The sequence below is a fragment of the Plantactinospora sp. WMMB334 genome (assembly GCF_049179095.1).
Lineage (GTDB): Bacteria > Actinomycetota > Actinomycetes > Mycobacteriales > Micromonosporaceae > Plantactinospora.
The window spans coordinates 7,156,722-7,175,825 of sequence record NZ_JBMHME010000002.1; the positions used below are offsets into that span (position 1 = coordinate 7,156,722).

The following is a 19,104-nucleotide window of genomic DNA, read 5'->3' on the forward strand; positions in this document are numbered from 1 at the left end:
CCCGGTTCAGTCCAGGACGCCCTGCCCCCGGGCCCAGCGCAGCAGCTCGGCCTCGGCCTCGGCCCGGTCCAGCGGGCCGCGCTCCAGGCGGATCTCCTTCAGGTGCCGCCAGGCCCGCCCGACGATCGGCCCCGGCGGCACACCGAGCAGCTCCATGATGGCGTTGCCGTCGAGGTCGGGCCGGACCCGGGCGAGATCCTCCTCCGCCTGGATCCGCGCGATCCGCTCCTCCAGCGCGTCGTAGTCGGCGGCCAGGGCGGCGGCCTTGCGCCGGTTCCGGGTGGTGCAGTCGGAACGCGTCAACCTGTGCAGCCGGGGCAGCAGCTCACCGGCGTCGGTGACGTACCGGCGGACCGCGGAGTCGGTCCACTCGCCGCGCCCGTACCCGTAGAACCGCAGATGCAGGCCGACCAGCCCGACCACCTGGCCGGTCACGTCCTTGGGATAGCGCAGCGCCTTCATCCGCTGCTTCGTCATCCGGGCGCCGACCACCTCGTGGTGGTGGAAGCTGACCCGGCCGTCCGGCCCGACCGCCTTGGTCGCCGGCTTGCCGACGTCGTGCATCAGCGCCGCCATCCGGAGTACGAAGTCGCAGCCGCCCTCCTCCAGCCGGATCGCGTTGCTCACCACGGTGAGGGTGTGCTCGTAGACGTCCTTGTGCTGCGCGTGCTCGTCGATCTCCAGCTTCAGCCCGGAGAGTTCCGGCAGGAACCGGTCGGCGAGCCCGGTGTCGACCAGCAGCCGCAGCCCGGTGACCGCGTCGGCCCCGCAGAGCAGCTTGGTGAACTCGTCCCGGATCCGCTCCGCGGTGATCCGGTCGAGGTCGGCCGCCATCGCCCGCATCGCCTCCCGGACGGCGGGATGCACCGCGAAGCGCAGTTGCGCGGCGAACCGGGCCGCGCGGAGCATCCGCAGCGGGTCGTCCCCGAACGACTCGGCGGGGGTCCCCGGGGTCCGGATCACCCGGTCGGCGAGGTCGGCCAGCCCGCCGTACGGGTCGGTGAAGTCGTGGCCGGGCAGGCTGACCGCCATCGCGTTGACGGTGAAGTCGCGCCGCCGCAGGTCGTCGGCGAGATTGTCGCCGTACCGGACGACCGGGTTGCGGCTGACCTGGTCGTATGACTCGGCCCGGAAGGTGGTGATCTCCAGTCGGAGCCCGGCCCGCTGTGCGCCGATGGTGCCGAACTCGCGCCCGGTCTCCCAGGTCGCCTCGGCCCACCCCTTCAGCAGCCGCAGCGTCTCGTCCGGATGCGCGTCGGTGGCGAAGTCGAGATCCTCGCCGAGCCGGCCGAGCAGGGCGTCCCGGACCGAGCCGCCGACCAGGTGCAGCTCGTGGCCGGCCCGGGCGAAGCGCCGACCCAGTTCGTCGGCGACCGGCGAGACCCGGAGCAGTTCCGCGACGGCGTTGCGCTGGGCAGCGCTCAGGGCCGACCGGTTGGCGGACGGCGTGACGCGGGCGTCGTGCGGGGCGGATGTTTCGGACATGGGATCGCCAGCGTACTGAACTGGTCGGCAGCGTCCGGCACCGGCCGGGCGGCACCAGCGATCGCACCGCCCGGCACCGGTCGGCGGTGACCCGGTTGACTATGGTTCCAACAGTGCCGGCGGGTGCCCTGCCCGTCGTACCCCCTGGGAGGCTGACATGGCTGGCGGGCTGTACCGCAGCGCGAACGCCATGCCCGACGGCGTCCCGCCACCCCAGGACGGCGCCACGCTGATCTCGACGGCGCCGATCATCGAGAGCACGAACCCGCCGCCGGAGACCGCCGGCAGCGCCGCCGGCAACAGCGCGATCATGGCGATCGGCAGCCTGGTGAGCCGGGGTGCGGGCTTCCTGCGCACCCTGATGGTGACGGCCGCGCTCGGTGCGTTCGCCGTCAACGATGCCTACGCCACCGCGTTGATCATCCCGCAGATGGTCTACGAGTTCCTGCTCGGCGGCATCCTGACCAGCGTCCTCGTGCCGGTGCTGGTACGCCGCCGCAAGCTCGACGGCGACGGCGGCCAGGCGTACGCGCAGCGCCTGCTCACCCTGGCGGTCTTCGCCCTCGGGGTGGCCGTGGTCTTCGCCATGATCGCCGCGCCGCTGCTCACCGAGATCTACGCGGGCGGCCGGGGCGACGACTACCAGACACTGGTCACCAGGCTCTCCTACCTGCTGCTGCCGATCATCTTCTTCTCCGGCCTCAGCGCCCTGGTCGCCGCCGTGCTCAACACCCGTGGCCACTTCGCGGCACCGATGTGGACGCCGATCCTCAACAACCTGGTCATCATCGCCGCCTGCGCCCTCTACATCGCGATCTACGGTGCCCGGGTCATCGACCCGGCGCAGATGGGTCCGGGCCGGATCCTGCTGCTCGGTGGCGGGACCCTGCTCGGGATCGTGGTCCAGGCCGTCGGCCTGCTACCGGCGCTGCGCCGGGTGGGCTTCCGCTGGCGGTGGCGGTTCGACTTCCGGGCGCTGGGCCTGCGCGAGCTGGGCCGGCTCGGCGCCTGGATGTTCTGCTACGTCGCGGTCAACTCGGTCGGTCTGATCGTCCTGTTCAACCTGCTCAACCAGGTGGAGGGCGAGTCGGCCGGGCCGGCCATCTACAACAACGTCTTCCTGCTGCTGATGATGGCGCACGGCATCATCTCGGTCTCGATCATCACCGCCCTGATGCCCCGGATGAGCGCCGCCGCCGCCGACGGCCGGTTCGGGGACATGACGGCCGACCTGTCCCGTACGGTCCGGACCGTCACGGCGGTGCTCGCACCGATCGCGGTCTGCTACGCCGTACTCGCCGAGCCGATCGCGGTGACGCTCTTCGACTACGGCGCGGCCCGGGGCGACGCCGGGGCGATCTCCCCGGTGCTGCTCGTCGCCGCGCTCGCGCTCATCCCGTTCGCGGTGAGCCAGGTCTTCACCTTCGCGTTCTGGGCGTTGCCGGACACCCGGATGCCGGCCCTGATCAACATTCCGGTCGTCCTGCTCCGGATCCTGGTGCAGGTGCTCGTCTTCGTCGCCTTCTCCACCTCGGTGCTCGCCGCCGGGATGATGATCGGCAACGCGGTCTCGTACGCCGCGGCGGCGGTGATCTCCGTCTGGCTGCTGCGCCCCCGGATCGGCCGGATCGGGCTCGGCGCGGTGCTCAACACCTTCGGTCGGGTGCTGGTGGCCGCCCTGGGCGCGGCCCTGATCGGCCTGCTGGTGGTCGTCGTGCTTCCCGGCGAGGCGCTGGAGAACCGCTGGTTGGGCTTCCTGGAGGTGGCGATCGGCGGTACGGCGATCGGCGCCACCTATCTCGGGCTGGCACTGCTGTTGCGGATCCGGGAGATCACCGACGTGGTCGGTCTGGTCCGGCGCCGGCTCGGCCGGTGAGTACCGGTCCATTCCGAAGCGGTCCATTCCGAACCGGCGGACCCGGGACCGAACCCGGTGGCGCGGGCTGGGGACATTCCTGTGGAAAACCCGGCGCGTCCCGGCCCGACCACTGGACACGGGCTGTGGACAACGCCGCGTCAGGATCGACTGACCAACTGTCACGACCGGCCACGACCCGACGGCGCCAACCCGGCGGGTGGTCGGGGGACGGTTTCCCCGCGAGGACCCCGATGCTCCCGACACGGCGCGTCGGGCATACTTCCGGCGCACAGGGGAAGGCGCCGGGTGCCCGCCGACGACCCGGACGACAAGAGTGCCGGACGGTGGTCGCGGGCCGGCACACCGGCCCGGTAGCAAACTGGTGAAATTAACCTATACATTGCTTAAATGCACAGGCCATCACCATGGCTGAGAGCGGGCGATGCAGCGCACTACCCGGCAGATCCGCCCAGCGGGTCGGCACCGGGCCGGAAGCTGACGTGTCGGGGATCAGTCAGACCCGGGTAAGGTCGCTCTCGACGGGTGCGGCGAGCGCCTAGGCTGGGAGTGCCGGTGGCCGTCCGATTTCCTTCGAGGCGGAGCGGGAAACCAGATGCCTAGCAGCACGGGTCCATCGATCGAGACGATCACCGAGGGAGGACGGGTGACCCAGGTCGGCGAAGGTCAGGAGGCGGACGAGGCGACCCCGTCCGTAATGACCTTCGGTGCGCCCGCCGTCGGTGAGGTCCTGGCCGAGCGGTACGAGCTTGCCGAACACATCAACGACGACAGCGCCGGCCGCCAGGTGTGGCGCGGCGTCGACGTCATACTCCGCCGCCCGGTGGCCGTCGTGCTGCGCTATCCCGGAGGCGATTCGGCGAAGGAGATGCTCCAGGCCGCGGTGGCGGCCAGCCGGGTGATCCACCCCAATCTGGTCGGCGTCTACGACGCGATCGACGAGGAGGACCGGGCGTACGTCGTCCGCGAGTGGGTCGACGGTCACTCGCTGCGCGAACTGGTCGCCGAGGGCGTCCTCGACCCGGCGCGGGCCACCAGCATCGCGCACGCCGTCTCCGGGGCGATCGCCGCCATCCACGCCACCGGCATGGTGCACGGCAATCTGCACCCGGGCACGGTGATGGTCGCCGACGACGGCCGGGTGGTGCTCGCCGACGCGCGCACCGACGGCGCGGACACGCCCGAAACCGACGTACGGGCGGTCGGCGGCATCCTCTACTACGCGCTGACCGGCCACTGGCCGCACGCCGAGGCGTCCCTGACCGCCGGCTCCACCCGGCGGTCCCGCTCGCCGCTGCCCGACGCGGTACGGGACGCGAGCGGCACGATCGCCGCCCCCCGTCAGGTCCGGGCCGGTGTCCCCGCCTACCTCGACGACCTCACCATGGACCTGCTCGACGCCCAGCTCGCCGTGCCGTCCTCGGACGTCCTCGCCGCGGAGCTGGGTCGGCTCGACGCCGCCGCCGAGGAGCACTACCTCGACAGCGGCCCGCTCCGCTTCACCTCCGGCGACGACAGCGGTCCCGACCCCTCGACACCGAGCAACCGCAGGATGCTGATCGGGATCGCCGCCCTGCTCGTGGTCGCGCTGGTCGGGCTCTCGCTCGGCATCAACGCGCTGGTCGGCGACGGAGGCGCGGCCGACGACCAGGCCGGTCCCGCACCCAGCACGCAGCCCAGCAGCCAGCCCGCGGTCGCGGGCGACCCCGAGCCGGCCGCCACTCCCCGCAAGCTCGCCCTCAAGGGCGACCAGGTCCGGGTGATCGACCCGGGCGGCACCCGGAGCGAGCTGGACGGCGCGGAGAAGGTGGTCGACGGCGACGCGAACGAGGGCTGGGAGACCGAGACCTACCGGAGCAGGTCGAACTTCGGCAACCAGAAACCCGGCATGGGCATCCTCGTCAACCTGGGCGAGCCCCGGGAGGTCACCAACGTGCAGGTGCAGTTCTCCGACAGCGGCGTCTCCGCCGAGCTGCGCTGGGGCACCAGGGACTTCCCGGCGACCGGCAGCGGCGACAAGGATCTGATCGAGGCGTACAGCAACCGGATCGGCAACGCGTCCGAGAAGACCGAGGGGGCGAACGTCTCCTTCAGCCAGTTCACCCCGGGCCAGAAATACCAGTACCTGCTGCTGTGGATCACCGACCTGCCGGAGACCGAGCCCGGTTCCGGCAGGTACAAGATCGGCGTCCAGGAGATCACGGTCCACAGCCGGTGACCTGCCGGTCGTGCCGTCGCGTGCACGGTTCGGCTATCGTGCGGCAATGACCGGCGGGCGGGGTTCCGACGCGGTCGGCCGGGTCGTCCCGGCCGACCGGACCGACGACGAGCCGCCCCCGCGTCCCCGCGCGGCCGGGACCGGAGACGATCGGGCGGACGGCCCGCCGACCCCGGCGAGCAGCGGCACGGTGCGGCGAACGGGACCGGACCGGGCGGTGCCGGCGGTCGGGGCGGTGTCGCCGGGCGATCCCGAACGCAGCGACGCGGAACTGCTCCGGGCACACGTCGACGGCGACCGGGACGCCTTCGCCACCCTCTTCCACCGCCACCGCGACCGGCTCTGGGCGGTGGCGCTGCGTACGGTCGCCGACCGGGAGGAGGCGGCGGACGCCCTCCAGGACGCCCTCCTCTCGGCACACCGGTCGGCGGCCCGGTTCCGGGGCGAGGCCGCGGTCACCACCTGGCTGCACCGGATCGTGGTCAACGCCTGCCTCGACCGCATCCGCCGCCGGCAGGCCCATCCCACGGTGCCGCTGCCGGAGAGCAGCCGGTCGGACGACGCCGCGCGCTGGCAGGGCGGTGTCGAACCCGCCGCCCCGACCACCGACCACGACACGACCCTCGTGGTGCGGCAGGCACTCGCCGAGCTTCCGATCGAGCAGCGGGCCGCCCTCGTCCTCGTCGATCTGCAGGGCTATCCGGTCGCCGAGGTGGCCGAGCTGCTCGGCGTCGCCGAGGGCACCGTGAAGAGCCGGTGCGCGCGGGGCCGGGCCCGGCTCGCGGTGCTGCTCGGCCACCTGAGGACGGGCGGAGACGATCGCGACCGCGCCGTGTCCGGCGCCGAGGTGCGCCCGGTCACCGGCGGGAACCCCGGGCCAGCTCCGGGCGTCCGATCAGGGTCGAGTCGGCTCGGAGCGGGCGATCGGGAGCCCCGGGGCCGAGGCCGGGCTCGGCACCACCAGGACCAGGAGGAATCGTGACCGGGGGCCAGTTCGGGGAGGTCGATCTCGACCTGCTGGCCGACTATGTCGGCGGCGCGCTCGACGGCACCTCGGACGAGAACGAGGTCGCCCGCCTGATCGCCGAGGACCGGTCCTGGGCGGAGGCGTACACGGAACTCACCGCCGCCGTCGACGCCGTACGCCTCGACCTGGCCGGCTGGGCCGCGGAACCGACTCCGATGCCGTCGGCGGTGGTCGACCGGCTCACGGCGGCACTCGGCGACGCGCCCCCGACCGCCGTCCCAGCCTCCCCGGACGACCTCGGGAAGCCGTCGGACGATGCTGGAAGGCCGTCGGACACGGCTGGGAAGCCGTCGGGTGGCGACCGGCCGAGCGGCCCGACGCATCCGGCCGGCCGGCCCGGCCCGATCGGTCCCGGCGTACCCGGGCGGGCCGGCGGCGGCTCCGGCAGAGCGGGCCGGCGGCGGCGCTGGATGCGCCGGCTGGCCGGGCCGGTCCTGGTCGCCACCGTCGTCGCCGGTTTCGGCGGGTTCGCGGTCGGCCGTCTCGTCACCGCCGGGGAAGGGAGCAACTCGCAGACGGACACGGCGGCGGGCGCCGCCGAGGAGGCCGCCGCGCCCCAGGTCTTCGGCTCCGGTCCGCCCCGGGTGGTGCTCGAACCCTCCGCCGAGCGGATGCTGGCCACCGGCACCGACTACACCCCGACCTCCCTGCCCGACACCGTCTCGGGCCTGACCAGGCAGGCCGTTCCGGGCGCGTCGGCCAGCCGCACCCCGCCACCGGCGAGCCCGAGCTCCCCGCCCCGGCGGGAGAGCGCCGGACCGGCCGCCGGGACGACCACCCCTCCGGACAGGGCAGCCGCGGACCAGGCGTGCTGCCAGCCGATGCGGGCGCAGAGCGGGCTGGAACGGCTGAGTGACCGTTCCGCGCTGGCCGAGTGCCTCGACGTGATCGCGGCGACCCACGCCCAGGGCCCGGTCGCGGTCGAGTTGGTCGACTACGCCACGTTCGAGGGCCGGGCCGCCCTGGTCGTCGTCTTCACGGATCGCTCGGGGGCCCGCTGGGCGTGGGTGACCGGGCCGCAGTGCGGCTCCCCGGCCGCCGGTGCCGACGTCACCTATCAGACCCGGGTAGGGTGAACAGCGCCTCATCGGCGCGTTTCGTCGACGCAGTGACGTGACCCACCGGATGACCGGCTCGGGAATCCCCGGTTCGTACGATGACGTTCTGGCTTGCAGGTGCCGGTGCCGTACGCGGCCGGCGCTCGGACCGCCGTCGGCGCCTGGCGCCGGCGGCGCTGAGACACACATCGGGAGACGGCAGTGGACGAGGTCCGCAACCTCATCATCATCGGCTCGGGACCGGCCGGTTACACCGCGGCGGTCTACGCGGCGCGCGCCAATCTCACACCGCTGGTCATCGAGGGTGTGCAGTCCGGTGGTGCCCTGATGACGACCACCGAGGTGGAAAACTTCCCCGGCTTCGCGGACGGCATCATGGGCCCGGAGCTGATGGACTCGATGCGCAAGCAGGCCGAGCGGTTCGGGGCAGAGTTCGTCACCGACGACGTGACCCGGGTCGAGCTGGTCGACACCGGCGTGCCGGCCTCCGGCGCGACGAGCACGGTCTACGTCGGCGAGACGGCCTACCGGGCGAAGGCGGTCATCCTGAGCACCGGTTCCGCCTGGCGGCCACTCGGCGTGCCGGGCGAGCAGGAATACCTCGGCCACGGGGTGTCGTCCTGTGCCACCTGTGACGGCTTCTTCTTCCGGGGCCAGGAGATCGTGGTCGTCGGTGGTGGCGACTCGGCGATGGAGGAGGCGACCTTCCTCACCAAGTTCGCCAGCAAGGTGACTATCGTGCACCGCCGCGACGAGTTCCGGGCCAGCAAGATCATGGCCGACCGCGCGCTGGCCAACGACAAGATCCACGTCGAGTGGAACAGCGTCGTCGAAGAGGTGCTCGGCGACGACGGCAAGGTCTCCGGCGTGCGGCTGCGCAACGCCCACACCGGCGAGGCCAAGACGCTCGACGTCAGCGGCGTCTTCGTGGCCATCGGTCACGACCCGCGCAGCGAGCTCTTCCGGGGCCAGGTGGAGCTGGACGACAGCGGCTACGTCAGGGTCGACGCACCGAGCACCCGGACCAACATCCCCGGGGTGTTCGCCGCCGGCGACCTCGTCGACCACACGTACCGCCAGGCGATCACCGCGGCCGGCACCGGCTGTGCCGCCGCTCTCGACGCCGAGCGGTTCCTCGCGACGCTCGAAGAAGACTGATTGTCAGACGCACGACAGCAACCCCCCGAGGAGGACTAGTGGGAGCAACGAACGCCGTCACCGACGCCAACTTCGCCAGTGACGTGCTGCAGTCCGACACGCCGGTACTTGTGGACTTCTGGGCCGAGTGGTGCGGACCGTGCCGCAAGGTCGACACCCTGCTCGAAGAGATCGCCGGCGAAATGGGGGACAAGGTCCGCATCGTCAAGCTCAACATCGACGACAACCCGGAGACGGCCCGCGCCTACCGGGTGCTGTCGGTGCCGACCCTGACGATGTTCAAGGGCGGCGAGCCCGTGCAGTCCATCGCAGGCGCGCGTCCCAAGAGCGACCTGATCAAGCTCATCGAGACGGCCCTGTAGCCGCCGCACCGCCATGCCGGCGCGCCCGCCTCGTACCCCGGGGAGCGGGCGCGCCGGCTTTCCGCCGCCGCGTGCCGGCACCCACCACCGTCGGCGGTCACGACGGAGATATCCCCAGCTCCGGAGGGGGTTGGACCGATCGCGTACGGTCAACAACGGGCGGGCGCGGGAGTGTCACGGTACGCTCCGGAAGCGTTCCTTCTCGCCGAGGGTGGGCCGGCGCCACCCGACGCGGATCCGCCCCCCGGCCGTGCGACCGGCAGTCGGGAGCAGCAGAACCTCCGCCGCCGCCGGAGCAGCACACCGTCGGCCGCCGGACCGGTCGCCGACGCCGTTCCGGCATCGCCCGCCCATCGGGCAGAGCAGCCGCCGCCAGACAGAGGGAGGTCGTCCGTGCGTCCGATCCGACGTGGTGACCGGGGACGTGCGGTCACCGAGATCCGAGCCGTCCTGGTCGGCCTGAACCTGCTGCCCGCCGGTGGCCCGCCCGGCGCCGACGAGTTCGAGGAGGAGACCGAGCGCGCGGTACGCGCCTTCCAGCAGGACCGAGGGCTCAGCGTGGACGGCCAGGTCGGCCCGGAAACCTGGCGCGCGCTGGACGCCGCCCGCTGGCGCCTCGGCGCCCGCACCCTCTACCAGGCGATCCCCGACCCGCTGATCGGCGAGGACGTCCGCACCCTCCAGGAGCGCCTGCTGGAGATGGGCTACGACGTGGGCCGCGCCGACGGCGTGTACGGGGCCCGCACCGCCCGCGCCGTCGCACAGTTCCAGCGCGAGGTCGGCCTCTCCCCGGACGGCGCCTGCGGCCCGCAGACCATGCACGCGCTGCGCCGGCTGGGCCGGAAGGTGGTCGGGGGTCGGCCGACCCTGCTGCGCGAGTCCGACGCGTTCCGCCAGTCGGGCCCGAACCTGGTCGGCAAGGTCATCGTCATCGACCCGGGTCACGACCCGTTCGATCCGGGCTTCGTGGTCCAGGACGGCGCGATGCGGTGGACCGAGGCGGACCTCGCCTACGACCTCGCCGCACGGCTGGAGGGCCGGCTCGCCGCCGCCGGCATGCGGGTGCACCTCACCAGGGGTCCGGCACCCGCCGCGCCCCTGGCCGACATCGACCGGGCCGAGCTGGCCAACGAGCTCGGCGGCGACCTGCTCATCTCGCTGCACATCGACGGGCACGCCAACCCGGAGGCGGACGGCGTCGCCACCTACCACTACGGCACCTCCAACGGGGTGACCTCGACGGTGGGTGAACGGCTCGCCGGGCTCGTCCAGCGGGAGATCGTCGTCCGGACCGGGCTGCGCAACTGCCAGACCCACGCGAAGACCTGGGAACTGCTCCGGCTGACCCGGATGCCGGCGGTCCGGGTCGACGTCGGCTACCTCACCTCGCCGACCGACCGGGCCCGGCTGATCGATCCCCGGTTCCGGGACCGGATCGTCGACGCCGTCGTCGCGGCGGTGCAACGGATGTACTTCCCGGTCGAGGAGGACGTGCCGACCGGCTCGATCGACGTCAGCGAGCTGCGTGCCGTGGTGGCGGCGGGCGCCGCCCTCGACTGAGGCGCCGGCTCCCAGCCGCTGCCCGCGCCGGCTCCCAGCCGCTGCCCGCGCCGGCTCCCAGCCGCTGCCCGCGCCGGCTCCCAGCCGCTGCCCGCGCCGGCTCCCAGCCGCTGCCCGCGCCGGCTCTCAGCCGACGGCCGAGCGGGTGGCCGGACGGACCGGGCGGAGCAGCCCTTCCGGGCTCATCGAGCCGAGCAGCTTCTCCAACGCGTACTCGACGTCGGACTTCCAGGACATCGCGGTGCGCAACTCCAGCCGCAGGCGGGGGAAGCGCGGATGGGGTCGTACCGTCTTGAAGCCGACGGAGAGGAAGTAGTCGGCCGGGGCGACGCAGCCACCGGCGCCCTCGCCCGCATCGCCGAACTTCGCGTCGCCGAACGCCTCGATCGCCTTGATCCCGCGCTTCGTCAGGTCGCGTGCCACCCCCTGGACCAGCATCCGGCCCAGCCCGCCACCGGCGAAGGCGGTGACGATGTGCGCGGTGGTCAGCAGCGCGGCGTCCGCCGAGACCGGGGAGGTCGGAAACGCCATCGACCGGGGAACGTAGGCGGGCGGGGCATACATCACGAATCCCGCGGGCATACCGTCCACGTATGCCAGCTTTCCGCAGGAGCCCCACTCCAGCAGCGTCTGGGAGACCCATGCCTCCTTCTCCAGGCCCGGGTCGCCCGCCTCGCGTGCGCGTCCGGCCGCCACCGGATCCAGCTCCCAGTAGACGCACTGGCGACACGGCCGAGGCAGGTCTTCCAGAGTGTCGAGGGTCAGACTGACCAGACGTCGCGACATCGGCGCATCCCCACAAATCATCCTTGGAGGCCCAAGACGGCAAATGTCGCCATCTCCGGCCCCTACCCCCAACGAGTGATCGTACGCCGGAACATCCCCGGTGGGGAGAGGACCGGTCGACTACGCACCGTTCCGCCCGGTCAGCCGTTGGCCGGCCGGGTCGGCCGGTCCGCCATGTGGACCAACCGCTGGTCCGAGGGCCGAGGTCGGGTGAACCGGACTAGGATCGATCGACGAGCGCCGACCGGCGGAGTTGCCGGCCGACTCCCGACACCGCACCAGGAGCGCAGCGAGGAGGCAGCCTGATGACCGGCACCACGCTCGACGACTACACGGACCGGTACGCCCGGCGCGTACGGGGAATGACCGCGTCGGAGATCCGCGCGCTGTTCGCCGTCGCCAGCCGTCCGGAGGTCGTCTCGCTGGCCGGCGGTGCCCCCTACATCGCCGCGTTGCCACTCGACGCGGTCGGCGAGATGCTCAACCAGCTCGCCGCCGACCAGGGCACCAGCACCCTGCAGTACGGCATCGGCCAGGGCACGCTCGAGCTTCGGGAGCGGATCTGCGAGGTGATGGCGCTCTCCGGGATCGACGTCGGCTGCGGCGCCTCCCCGGAGGACGTGGTGGTGACCGTCGGCGGCCAGCAGGCGCTCGACCTGATCGCCCGCCTCTTCCTCGACCCGGGCGACGTCGTGCTCGCCGAGGGACCGACCTACGTCGGTGCGCTCGGCGTCTTCCAGAGCGCACAGGCCCAGGTGGTGCACGTGCCGATGGACGCGGACGGGCTGATCCCCGAGGCGCTGGAGCTGGCCATCGCCGAGGTCGCCCGCTCGGGGCGGCGGGCCAAGTTCCTCTACACGATCCCGACGTTCCAGAACCCGGCCGGCGTGACGCTCACCGAGGAGCGGCGGGAGCGGGTGCTCGACATCTGCGAGCGGGCCGGCCTGCTGGTGGTGGAGGACGACCCGTACGGCCAGCTCGGCTTCGACCGCGAGGCGCCACGGCCGCTGCGGGCCCGCCGCCGCGACGGCGTCTTCTACCTGAGCACCTTCTCCAAGACCTTCGCGCCCGGGCTGCGGGTGGGCTGGATCCTGGCCCCGCACGCCGTGCGCGACAAGCTGGTCATCGCCAGCGAGGCGCAGATCCTCTGCCCCAGCGCCTTCGCCCAGGCTGCCGTCACCACCTACCTCGCCACCATGCCGTGGCGGCAACAGCTCAAGATCTACCGTGAGGTCTACCGGGAGCGCCGGGACGCCCTGCTCGACGCGCTCGCCGACTACATGCCGGCCGGCACGAGCTGGACCGAGCCCGGTGGCGGTCTCTTCGTCTGGGCGACCCTTCCCGACGGCCTGGACGCCAAGGCGATGGTGCCCCGGGCCATCGCCGCCCGGGTCGCCTACGTCCCCGGCACCGGCTTCTTCGCCGACGGCACCGGCGCCGGGCACATGCGGCTCAACTTCTCGTTCCCGCCGCCGGAGCGGATCCGTGAGGGCGTGCGCCGGTTGGCCACCGTGATGGAGCAGGAGGCCGCGATGCGCGAGGTCTTCGGCACGGTGGCGGCACCGTCCCGCAGCCGGCGGGGGCAGGCCGGCGCGGACGTGCCAGGTCCCGACTTGGCATGATCTCCGGCATGGGTACGCACTCAGCCGACGATCCCCTGCACGCCGCCGAGTGGCCGGAGCTCGTGCCAGAGCTCACGACGGAGCTGCGCGTGCTGGTGCTCGCCGGTGGCCTGTCGTACGAGCGGGACGTGTCGCTCAAGTCCGGCCGCCGGGTGCTCGACGCCCTCCGGTCGGCCGGGGTGGAAGCGGAGCTCCGGGACGCGGACGTATCCCTGCTCCCGCTGCTCCGGGACGACCCCCCGGACGCGGTGGTGATCGCCCTGCACGGCTCGACCGGCGAGGACGGCTCGCTGCGCGGCGTGCTCGACATCTGCGACGTGCCGTACGTCGGCTGCGACGCCCGGTCGTCCCGGCTCGCCTGGGACAAACCGTCCGCCAAGGCGGTGCTCCGGGAGAGCGGCATCCCCACCCCGGACTGGGTGGCGCTGCCGCACGACCGCTTCTCCGAACTCGGCGCCGTGGCGGTACTGGAGCGGATCGTGGAGCGGCTCGGCCTGCCACTCATGATCAAGCCGGCCCAGGGCGGGTCGGGCCTCGGCGCCGCGGTGGTCCGGGACCCGGCGGCGCTGCCGGCGGCCATGGTCGGCTGCTTCGCGTACGACTCGACGGCCCTCGTCGAGCGCCACGTGTCCGGGATGGACGTGGCGGTCTCTGTCGTCGACCTGGGCGACGGTCCGCAGGCCCTGCCCGCCGTCGAGATCGTTCCGCGCAACGGCGTCTACGACTACGCCGCCCGCTACACCGCCGGACTCACCACCTGGCACGCCCCGGCCCGGCTGTCGGAGGCCGCGGCGGCCCGGGTGGCGGAGACCGCCCTCGCGGCCCACTCCGCGCTCGGCCTCCGGGACCTGTCCCGGGTGGATCTGATCGTCGACGACACCGACCGGCCGCACGTGCTGGAGGTCAACGTCTCGCCGGGGATGACCGAAACCTCGCTGCTGCCGCTTGCCGTCACGGCCGCCGGTCTCGACTTCGGCAAGCTGCTCCGTACTCTGGTCACCCGCGCCTCCCGGCGGCGAGATCCCGGCCGCCCGTGACCGGCCGGCCCGGCCGGTAGCGGGTCATCCCGCCGGCCTTCGGCCTCCCGAGGTGGCTGCCGGACCACGCGGTCCGGGGGACCGCATCTCCCCGCCCGCCCGTTCGTCTTCCCGGCCCGACCGGTCGTCTTCCCGGCCCGACCGGTCGTCTCAGGTCCGGTCGGGCCGCTGCGGTTCAGGTTGCCATCCGTGCGCTGTTACGGGTGTCGGGTCACGATGCGAGATTCGACCTTCGGGTGGCCGCGCCCCGGTCTAGTGGGTCCGGATGGCCGGATCCTCGGGCGCCTCCGGGCCGGCAGCTGGGCGGCTGCTCTGCACCGTCGCCCCGGTCGCCGTCGCCCCGGTCGCCGTCTCCGTCTCCTCCCCCGCCGTCTCCTCCCCCGCCGTCTTCTCCGTCACCGTTTCCCGCGGAGCCGTCGACACGGGCCGGGGAGCTGGGGCGTCGAGGGCCGCCTCCACCGGCGCGACGGTCGGACCGTCGTCCGGGACACCCACGGGCGGTTCCGCATCGATCTGCTGGGCCAGGCTCGACGGCGCCTGCCATTGGATGCGAGGTGGTTCCGCGAGCGGGCGTCCGCCGAACTCGGCGAGCCAGGCTGCCACCATGGCCAGATTCTCCCGCCACTGTGCTTCCGGAATCGGGGGCAGGATGTCGTCCCAGAGGGAGAGGAAGGTGCCGCGCAACTGGAGCCGACCGTACGGCCGGGCCAGGAACCACAGGTGCAGGTGGGCCGCACCGTCACCCCAGCGGTTGACGTGCACCCTGGCCACCCCGTCGAGCGACCGTACGGCACGCTCGAGGCGCACGGTCATCACGCCGAGTTCGGCGGCGAGCAGGTTGGGTAGGTCACCCAGATCCAGATGCGAACGTGATTCGAGAATCAGCACCATCGGCAGACCGGTCGGCCGATCCATGGCGCGTACCCGCCAGCGTTCGCTGACCCAGATGTAGGCGTCGTCGGGAGCATTGCAGGAGTGGCATTCGCTGGAACCTTCGCCCTTGCGCGGGGGTTCGACCGCTACGGGCTCGTCGAGTTGCTTGACCCGGAACTCGCCCTCGAAGGGGAACGAAGGCCACCTGGTGAAGTCCGGTACAGCGGGAGGGGTGTGGGGCACGAGGCTGACCCTAACCGAGTTCGGCACCGCTGTCCCTACCCTGTTTCGACCACCGATTCTGACCGTCGGAACAGAGCCGTCCGGTCCCGCCACGGCGCCTCCGACGACCGCTCCTGCTCCGTCATCCACAGGCTCACACCGCGCGCCACGCGCTGTTTCACGTGAAACGGGGGTGCCCTGTGGACAACTCCTGTGGATTACCGCGCCAGGTTGCCGGGCGGGCTGCGGAGGCGCCTCGGGTGGGCCACCGGGCCTCAGGAACCCCCGGCTCGGACAGACCCCAGTTGTCCGGAGCCGGCCGCAATCTGCCAGCGCTCGTCCCTCATGCCCACATCTCCATGCCCCCGTCCCTACGCCCCTGTACCCATGTCCTTCTCCTGGGCTGGGGTCCGGCGGTGGGACAGCCTCGTCGGAGCCCGGACCTGCCGGACAGGGGGAGTGCTGGCTGGTCCGGTCCGTCGGCCGCGGACCGGACGGCGCCGCCCGCCGCGAGAGCATGCCGACCGCCCACGACGTTCCTGGGGTGGTGGGGGCGGCCGGCCGCCCCCGGGATCGAGCACCGGGCGGAATGCTGCTGAACGCCTCCGACCGAGACGGGCCCGGCTGCGATCGAACCGCGTCCACCCGGGTGCCCTGGGCCCGACCACGTGCCCCAGGCGCGGCCGGGTGCGTCGGCCCAGCCGCTGCTTCTCAGCCCAACCGCTGCTTCGAGTGCGACCGCCGGCCGGGCAGGACACTGGCGCCCCAACTTCACCGGCTTTCACCGCCGTGCTTTCACCGCCGTGCTTTCACCGCCGTGCTTTCACCGCCGTGCTTTCACCGCCGTGCCTTCACCGCCGTGCCTTCACCGCCCGGCGCTTGTCGCCCGGATGCGCCCCCGCCTCGGTCCGGCCGGCTGGTGGTGGCGCGCGGACGGGCCACCCACCCCGCCAACCGCATGTCGCCGTTTCACGTGAAACCACGCCACGGTCGCCTCGCAGCTGCGGAACGGCAATGGCCACGGGTCCCGGCAGTCCCGGGCCGTGGCCATTGGTGGTGCTGTCCGAATCGCCTTCCGCCACGTATCGCGCGGAAGCGGTCCGGCCGCGACGATCAGGTCGACCCGTCGGCCTCCGCCTCGGTACCCGTCATCCCGATCAGGCCGACGATCCGTTCGAGGTCGTCCACGGTGGCGAACTCGATCGTGATCTTCCCCTTGCTGCGACCGATGTCGACCTTGACCCGGGTGTCGAACCGGTCCGAGAGCCGGTCCGCCAGATCGTTCAGCCCCGGAGCGTGTACCTTGGGGCGCCGCTTCGCCGGATTGGGGCGGCTGGGCGACGACTCGGCGAGTTTGACGACCTCCTCGGTGGCTCGTACGGAGAGCCCTTCGGCCACGATCCGACGGGCCAACTCCTCCTGCGCGGCCAGACTGTCGAGACTGAGCAGCGCCCGAGCATGTCCCGCCGACAGCACCCCGGCTGCCACCCGCTTCTGCACCTCTGCCGGCAGGTTCAGCAGCCGGATGGTGTTCGAGATCTGTGGCCGGCTGCGGCCGATCCGCCGAGCCAGCTCCTCGTGCGTCGCGCCGAACTCCTCCAGCAGTTGCTGATAGGCCGCCGCCTCTTCCAGAGGGTTGAGGTTGGCCCGGTGGATGTTCTCCAGCAGCGCGTCCCGGAGCATCGCGTCGTCCCGGGTGTCCCGGACGATCGCCGGGATCGACTCCCGGCCGACCGCCTGTGCCGCGCGCCAGCGCCGTTCGCCCATCACGAGTTCGAACCGCTCGTCGGCAAGCTGGCGCACCACGATCGGTTGGAGGAAGCCGACCTCCTGGATCGAGAGCTTGAGTTCCTCCAGGGCCTCCTCGTCGAAGACCTGGCGTGGCTGCTTCGGGTTGGGCACGATCGCGTCGAGCGGGATCTCGGCGAACCGGGCACCGGGCACCGGTGCCAGCTCCGGCTCCTCCGGCTCCTCCGGAACGGCGGGCACCGGCACCGGGGCGGACCAGGAGGCTGCGCCGGACGCGGCAGCCCCGGCCTCCGGCCTGGTGGCCGGCGGCTCCGCCGTCGCCACTCCGGCGGCCGACTCCGGTCCGGTGGGAATCAGCGCGCCCAGACCTCGACCCAGCCCGCCCCGCGGACGGTTCTTCATGTCACGCCTCCCGACGCATCAACCGAGCTATGCATTGCGGCCAACAGACTCTTTGACCCCGCGCATCGCAATTTCCTGGGCCGCCTCGAAGTAGCTCGTGGCACCCCGCGAACCGGGATCGTAAGTCATCACGGACTGGCCGTAGCTCGGAGCCTCCGACACCCGCACGTTGCGCGGGATCACCGCCTGCAGCACCTTGTCGCCGAAGTGGTTCCGGACGTCCTGCTCGACGGCGTCCGCCAACCGGGTCCGCCGGTCGTACATGGTGAGCAGGATTGTCGAGACCTCAAGGGTCGGGTTCAGGTGCTGCCGTACCAGGTTGATGTTGTTGATCAGCTGGTTGAGACCCTCCAGTGCGTAGTACTCACACTGGATCGGGATCAGCACCTCCTGGGCGGCGACCAGCGCGTTGACCGTGAGCAGGCCGAGGGAGGGCGGGCAGTCGATGAAGACGTAGTCGAACTCGGCCGGATGCCCGGCGATGGCCCTCGCCAGGCGCGACTCACGGGCCACCACCGAGACGAGTTCGATCTCGGCGCCCGCCAGGTCGATGGTCGCCGGGACGCACCACAGGTCCGGGATGCCCTCGACCGCCTGCGCCACCTCGGCCAGCGGGACGTTGTCGATCAGGCAGTCGTAGACGTCCGGTACGCCGGCGTGGTGGGGCACGTTGAGCCCGGTCGAGGCGTTCCCCTGTGGGTCGAGGTCCACGACGAGGACACGGTTGCCGTGCAGCGCCAGGGCCACCGCCAGGTTGACCGTGGTGGTGGTCTTGCCGACGCCCCCCTTCTGGTTCGCGACACACATGATCCGTGGCCGGTCCGGACGCGGCATCGTCACCTCGCCGCTCGGGTTCAGGATTTGCACAGCGCGCATTGCCTCCATTGCCAACGGGGGGTCGTCCTGTTCGCGCGTCGGTGTTTCACGTGAAACGTACGCGTCGGACTCGGCGTCCTCGGGGAAGGGTTCCGCCGTCGCGTGCGGCGTGTCGGGCGGCGGCTCGGACCGAGACTCGGCGCCTCCGCGATCATCCGGCTGGGCCACCTCCATTCGCGCCGGCGGCTGCGGCGCGGCCGAAACGACCGGTGCAGCCTGACCGCCACCACGCCGGGCCACCGGCGGCACCGGTTCGTCGGCCGGTGCCGTGAACGTCGGCGTGGTGGCCCGGCCGGTGGGCCTCCGGTGGTCCGGACCGCCCTCGGACTGCTCCGGCCCCGGATCGCGCCTCGACTGCCGGGGGAGCTCCTCGGCCGGCCCGTGTGCCGCTGCGTCCGGAGCGAACGGAGAGCCCGTCTGGCGGTAGCCCGGCCCACCGTGCTCCGGTGCCCCGGACGGTGGCGTGACCCTGGCCGTGCCGCGGCTCGGAGCGCGCGACGGGGTCGGGTCGTAGCCGGCCGGTTGGCCGTCGGGCTCATCGGCTTGGCCCGGCGGCCGAGCCCGACCACTGGCGGACCAGCCCTCGTATTCGGTTTCACGTGAAACATCAGCGCCGGCGGAGTGATAGCCCCCGGGGTCCGTCATTCCTGGATCGTCGTACCTACCGTTGTCATGCACCGTGTCATCCCTGCCAACTTCGGATGGTGTCGGCCCCGATCAGCGCCCATGCCCGCGCTTCAGGGCGTAGTGTGTGCGGTCCGGCGAGAAGCAGCGGAAGCCTGAGGGTGCCACC

At 72.2% G+C, this 19,104-nt stretch carries 14 protein-coding genes; 9 read left to right on the forward strand and 5 right to left on the reverse strand.

Annotated features, from left to right (window positions below):
• Window positions 1-6: 6 nt before the first annotated feature.
• Window positions 7-1,485, reverse strand: coding sequence for a CCA tRNA nucleotidyltransferase (locus ACN27G_RS31070; protein ID WP_421496233.1), 1,479 nt, complete (start codon window positions 1,483-1,485; stop codon window positions 7-9).
• Between the two features lie 157 nt (window positions 1,486-1,642).
• Here ACN27G_RS31070 and murJ point away from each other — a divergent pair, with 157 nt between their 5' ends.
• The 7 genes from murJ to ACN27G_RS31105 all read left to right on the forward strand — a co-directional run bounded on the left by murJ (window position 1,643) and on the right by ACN27G_RS31105 (window position 10,744).
• Window positions 1,643-3,361, forward strand: a complete 1,719-nt coding sequence (gene murJ, locus ACN27G_RS31075) for a murein biosynthesis integral membrane protein MurJ (protein WP_421496234.1) — start codon at window positions 1,643-1,645, stop codon at window positions 3,359-3,361.
• A 595-nt stretch (window positions 3,362-3,956) separates the two neighbouring features.
• The gene (locus ACN27G_RS31080; protein ID WP_421496235.1) at window positions 3,957-5,579 is read left to right on the forward strand and encodes a protein kinase family protein; all 1,623 of its coding nucleotides are present in this window, start codon (window positions 3,957-3,959) and stop codon (window positions 5,577-5,579) included.
• A 217-nt stretch (window positions 5,580-5,796) separates the two neighbouring features.
• A complete protein-coding gene (sigM, locus tag ACN27G_RS31085) occupies window positions 5,797-6,561 on the forward strand; it encodes an RNA polymerase sigma factor SigM (protein ID WP_421497526.1) in 765 nt (254 codons plus the stop codon).
• A complete protein-coding gene (locus ACN27G_RS31090; RefSeq protein ID WP_421496236.1) occupies window positions 6,558-7,682 on the forward strand; it encodes a hypothetical protein in 1,125 nt (374 codons plus the stop codon). The genes sigM and ACN27G_RS31090 overlap by 4 nt, the downstream gene beginning before the upstream one ends.
• A gap of 183 nt (window positions 7,683-7,865) precedes the next feature.
• Window positions 7,866-8,822 (forward strand): thioredoxin-disulfide reductase, encoded by a 957-nt coding sequence (gene trxB / locus ACN27G_RS31095; protein WP_421496237.1) that lies wholly within the window; start codon window positions 7,866-7,868, stop codon window positions 8,820-8,822.
• Window positions 8,823-8,860: 38 nt separating this feature from the next.
• On the forward strand, window positions 8,861-9,184 hold the full coding sequence (gene trxA, locus ACN27G_RS31100) for a thioredoxin (protein WP_421496238.1): 324 nt from the start codon (window positions 8,861-8,863) through the stop codon (window positions 9,182-9,184).
• A 393-nt stretch (window positions 9,185-9,577) separates the two neighbouring features.
• Window positions 9,578-10,744 carry an N-acetylmuramoyl-L-alanine amidase gene (locus ACN27G_RS31105; RefSeq protein ID WP_421496239.1) on the forward strand — a complete coding sequence of 389 codons (1,167 nt, stop codon included), beginning with the start codon at window positions 9,578-9,580 and terminating at the stop codon, window positions 10,742-10,744.
• Between the two features lie 126 nt (window positions 10,745-10,870).
• Here the strand turns inward: ACN27G_RS31105 and ACN27G_RS31110 are convergent, their stop codons facing one another.
• A complete protein-coding gene (locus ACN27G_RS31110) occupies window positions 10,871-11,530 on the reverse strand; it encodes a GNAT family N-acetyltransferase (protein WP_421496240.1) in 660 nt (219 codons plus the stop codon).
• A gap of 305 nt (window positions 11,531-11,835) precedes the next feature.
• Here ACN27G_RS31110 and ACN27G_RS31115 point away from each other — a divergent pair, with 305 nt between their 5' ends.
• Together ACN27G_RS31115 and ACN27G_RS31120 are read left to right on the forward strand one after the other, a co-directional pair.
• A complete protein-coding gene (locus ACN27G_RS31115; RefSeq protein ID WP_421496241.1) occupies window positions 11,836-13,152 on the forward strand; it encodes a PLP-dependent aminotransferase family protein in 1,317 nt (438 codons plus the stop codon).
• A gap of 8 nt (window positions 13,153-13,160) precedes the next feature.
• Window positions 13,161-14,189 (forward strand): D-alanine--D-alanine ligase family protein, encoded by a 1,029-nt coding sequence (locus ACN27G_RS31120; protein ID WP_421496242.1) that lies wholly within the window; start codon window positions 13,161-13,163, stop codon window positions 14,187-14,189.
• Window positions 14,190-14,441: 252 nt separating this feature from the next.
• Here the strand turns inward: ACN27G_RS31120 and ACN27G_RS31125 are convergent, their stop codons facing one another.
• The 3 genes from ACN27G_RS31125 to ACN27G_RS31135 form a co-directional block, all read right to left on the reverse strand.
• Window positions 14,442-15,305, reverse strand: coding sequence for a hypothetical protein (locus ACN27G_RS31125; protein ID WP_421496243.1), 864 nt, complete (start codon window positions 15,303-15,305; stop codon window positions 14,442-14,444).
• A gap of 1,092 nt (window positions 15,306-16,397) precedes the next feature.
• Entirely contained in the window at window positions 16,398-17,435 is a 1,038-nt protein-coding gene (locus ACN27G_RS31130) for a ParB/RepB/Spo0J family partition protein (RefSeq protein WP_421496244.1), read from the reverse strand.
• A 27-nt stretch (window positions 17,436-17,462) separates the two neighbouring features.
• On the reverse strand, window positions 17,463-18,551 hold the full coding sequence (locus ACN27G_RS31135) for an AAA family ATPase (protein ID WP_421496245.1): 1,089 nt from the start codon (window positions 18,549-18,551) through the stop codon (window positions 17,463-17,465).
• Between the last annotated feature and the right edge of the window lie 553 nt (window positions 18,552-19,104).